Source organism: Vannielia litorea (assembly GCF_018424695.1).
Lineage (GTDB): Bacteria > Pseudomonadota > Alphaproteobacteria > Rhodobacterales > Rhodobacteraceae > Vannielia > Vannielia litorea_A.
In genome coordinates, this window is the sequence record NZ_QTNQ01000160.1 from 1 (window position 1) to 3,777 (window position 3,777).

Sequence of the window (3,777 nt, forward strand, 5' to 3'; positions counted from 1 at the left end):
GGGGTGCCCTCGGCGGTCTGCTCGGCGGCGGGGGCGTCGGGCGTGACCTGCTCTTCGGGCGGGAAGATGATGAACCAGGCCAAGATCACCAGGAAGCTGAGTGCCGTGGCGAGAATGAGGTTCTTGTTCTGGTCGTCCATGCAGAGGCACCGCTCGCTCGTTTCAGGTTGCGAGGGTTCAATCGTTCAAGGGCCGAAAGGTCAAGACGAAAGGGCGGAAATGTTACCTGTTCCGCAGCGGGCAAGGGCAATTCGCGGGGGTGCTCTTCGGCCCTTCGAGGCCTCATCGCAGCTGTGGCGGGCTTTCATGTGGCCGTGATCGCGGCGTGGGCGCGCGGCGGGGGGACGCCGGGATGCGCCCCGTCCCGCTCAATCCCGCGCGATGCCCTTCAGGATCGGGGTTTCGACGATCTTGGCGTTGTGCTTCTCGATCCAGCCGATGGTGTCTTCGAACGGCATCGGGCGGGCGAGGCCGAAGCCCTGGATGTGTCCGCAGCCGAGTTGCGCCAGCATGGCATGTTCGCCGATGCTCTCCACGCCTTCGGCCAGCGTGTCGAGGTCGAGCTGCTCGGCCATCAGCAGGATCGCCGACACCATCTTTTGCTGCTCGCGGTCCTCGTGGACGCGCATCACGAAGCTGCGGTCAATCTTGAGGCGGCTCACGGCGAAGCGGCGGATCGAGCTGATCGAGGCGTGGCCGGTGCCGAAATCATCCAGGTCGACCGGGCAGCCCATGGTGGCGAGGTTGGCGATGTTGCGGGTGATCGTATCGTCGTCATTTTCGGCCACCACCGATTCGAGCACCTCGATGGTGACCCGCTCCGGGGCAAGGTCGAAACGGTCGAGCTCCCATTTCACGCGGTCGCAGAGCTTGGGGTTGCGCAGCTCGGCGGCGGAGAAGTTGACGCCCACGGTTGGCACCCGCACATCGGCCCTGTCCCAGGCTTTCAGGGCGGCGCAGCTGTGGTGCAGCATCACCTCGCCCAGCCGCTCCATCAGCCCGGCCTGCTCGACGGCTGGCAGGAAATCGGCGGGTGCTATCATGCCGCGCTCGGGGTGGAGCCAGCGGGCCAGGGCCTCCATCCCGGTGATGCGGCCCGTGTCGGTGGAAATCTGCGGCTGGAACCACGGCCTGATCTGGCCTTCGGAAAAGGCGTTGAGCAGATCATCCACCAGCGCGTGGCGCGCGCTGATCTGGGCCTGCATCTCGCGGGAATAGGCACGGGTGCCGCCGGGGCCGTTGGTGCGGGCCTCTTCGGTTGCGATCTCGGCAGCGCCCAGCAGCGAGCTGGCGGTGAGCTGCGGCGCGCGGGTGTTGAGGCAGAAGCCGACCGACACGCTGACGTGCACGGAGGTGGCATCTATGCTGACGGCCTGCCCGGCGGTGCCCTGCAGCCGTTCGGCGATGTTGAGCGCGGCATCCAGATCGATACGGCGGACGGGATCGAGCCCCACGGCAAAGCGGGGGCCATCCAGCCGGGCGGCAAAATCGGCCCCGCGCATCGCGCTTTCGATCCGCTCGCCGGTGCGGCGCAGCACCGTTTCCGCCGCTGTTCTGCCGTGCCGCTCCACCAGTGATGGCCAGTCGTCTATCTCGATGACGAAACAGGCGGTGGACCAGTTCTGCGCCTCGGCACGCGGGATCGCGGCGCCCAGCAGATCGAGAAAATCCTCGCGCAGCAGAAGGTCGGTTGCGCCATCGCGGCGCCCGGCGCTGCCCCGGTCGAAGAGCCCGCCCATCATGGCCAGCACCGGGAACAGCAGCGCGGCGACGAGAATCACCCCCTCACCGCCAAACCAGTAGCCCGCCAGCATTAGGGCAGGCAGAAAGGTGATGATCTGCGGTCGGAAGAAGCCCTGCCGCAGCACCCGCCGGAGTTTCAGAACGATGGCCTTCAGCCCTTGCATCGCGATGCCCTCATGCCCTTGCGGCCCGGTCGGGGGCCGCCACGCGGGCAAGCTAGGGACTCTGCGTGATCAGTTCCTTAAGAGGGGCGGAGAAGTTTCGTTCGAATTTTCGCAATCACCTTGAACGTCCGAAGGCGCGCGCCGCTCCAGCCCGGCGAAATCGAAGATCGCGGGATCGAGCAGGTGCGAGGGCCGGGTGTTCATCAGGGCGCGGAACATCTTTTGCCGCCGCCCGGGGTGATTGGCTTCCCACTGGTCGAGCAGGGCCTTCACCTGCTGGCGCTGTAGCCCGTCCTGAGACCCGCAGAGATCGCAGGGGATGATCGGGTAGTTCATGCTGCGCGCGAATTTCTCGCAATCCGCCTCGGCCACATGGGCCAGCGGGCGATAGACAAAGAGATCGCCCTCCTCGTTCACCAGTTTGGGCGGCATGGTTGCCAGCCGCGAGCCGTGGAAGAGGTTCATGAAGAAGGTTTCGAGGATGTCATCCCGGTGGTGGCCCAGCACCACGGCAGAACACCCTTCCTCGCGCGCGATCCGGTAGAGATTGCCGCGCCGCAGACGCGAGCAGAGCGCGCAATAGGTGCGCCCTGCGGGCACCTTCTCTTTCACGATGGAATAGGTGTCTTGATACTCGATCCGGTGCTCCACGCCCATGCGCTCGAGGAACTCGGGCAGCACGGTGGCCGGAAAGCCGGGTTGGCCCTGGTCGAGGTTGCAGGCCAGAAGCTCCACCGGCAGGAGGCCGCGCCATTGCAGCTCATGCAGGACGGCGAGCAGCGTGTAGCTGTCTTTTCCGCCGCTCAGGCACACCAGCCAGCGGGCCCCGCGCTCGATCATCCCGTATTGCTCGATCGCCTCCCGGCAATCGCGCACAATCCGTTTGCGGAGTTTCTTGAACTCCGTGGTGGCGGGGGCGCCATGGAACAGCGGGTGGATATCATCGGCATCGTCGAGCATGCGCAGCCTATGCCAGAAAGCGCGGCCTTGGGGAAGCGGGCGCGCACGTTCAACGCAAGGGTTTGTGAGGGCGCGGGAAATTGCGGAGGCTCGGTGCCCGTTTCGGCGGGGATCCGCGATTTTGGCCGATGTCCGGCCGTTGGGAACCGGGGGAGGAACAGGACGCGCCCCGTATGGTTGTGGGGCCAGAACGGCGGCGGACCGCGTCGCCGAACCATACGGAGGAAAGACACCATGACCAGCAATCTTGCCAAGAGCACCATCGCCGCCCTTCTGGCCGGCACCGTCAGCACCGCTGCCATCGCCGGTAGCACCGGGATGGAGGCCGGCGCCGATGTGGAGGCCGGGGTGAGCGGCACGATGGAGACCGCACAAAGCGCCACCGATCAGGTGGACAATGCCGTGACCAGCACCGCCGAAGAGGTGCAGGATAGCACTGCCGAAGTGGCCGACACCATGGAAGGCGGCGCGAGCGCCGATGCGGAGGTGAACTACGGCACGGTGATTTCGGGCCTCAACACCGGTTCCACCGCCGCGGCCGCGACGGAGATCGAGGCGCTGGGTGAAGACGTGACCGTTGACACCGTGTTGCTGAGCGAAGTCGAAGGCGACGCTCAGGGCAACGCGCTCGATAACGCAATCGACAAGCAGGCCGACGCGATGGCGTCGTTCCATGAGGCCATCGAGGCCAATGCCGACCTGACCGCCGCGCTCGAAGAAGAAGGCTTTGCCGCGGAAGATGTGGTGGGCTTTGAAAGCGAGGGCGAAGGCGAAGTGACCCTTGTGATCGACGACCGCGCCTGACCCGCGCTCAGAAGACCTTGTTTCCCTCGAAGGTCGGAAGGCCCTCGCCACGCGGCGGGGGCCTTTTGCCGTGGGGGGCAGGAGGGTGAGCGATTTGTGCGGGGAG

Annotated in this window: 3 protein-coding genes; 1 reads left to right on the forward strand and 2 read right to left on the reverse strand. The window is 66.0% G+C overall.

Annotation, left to right across the window (positions count from 1 at the left end; genetic code table 11):
* Positions 1-368: 368 nt before the first annotated feature.
* On the reverse strand, positions 369-1,907 hold the full coding sequence (locus tag DYI42_RS23450) for a putative bifunctional diguanylate cyclase/phosphodiesterase (RefSeq protein WP_213549480.1): 1,539 nt from the start codon (positions 1,905-1,907) through the stop codon (positions 369-371).
* 69 nt (positions 1,908-1,976) lie between these two features.
* Entirely contained in the window at positions 1,977-2,867 is an 891-nt protein-coding gene (gene ttcA, locus DYI42_RS23455; protein ID WP_213549482.1) for a tRNA 2-thiocytidine(32) synthetase TtcA, read from the reverse strand.
* A gap of 234 nt (positions 2,868-3,101) precedes the next feature.
* Between ttcA and DYI42_RS23460 the strand changes: the two genes are divergently transcribed.
* Positions 3,102-3,671 (forward strand): hypothetical protein, encoded by a 570-nt coding sequence (locus tag DYI42_RS23460; RefSeq protein ID WP_213549484.1) that lies wholly within the window; start codon positions 3,102-3,104, stop codon positions 3,669-3,671.
* The last annotated feature ends 106 nt before the right edge of the window (positions 3,672-3,777 follow it).

Coding starts and splice junctions, on each gene's coding strand:
- DYI42_RS23450 (WP_213549480.1), bottom strand. CDS start 1,907: ATGCAAGGGCTGAAGGCCATCGTTCTGAAACTCCGGCGGGTGCTGCGG.
- ttcA (WP_213549482.1), bottom strand. CDS start 2,867: ATGCTCGACGATGCCGATGATATCCACCCGCTGTTCCATGGCGCCCCC.
- DYI42_RS23460 (WP_213549484.1), top strand. CDS start 3,102: ATGACCAGCAATCTTGCCAAGAGCACCATCGCCGCCCTTCTGGCCGGC.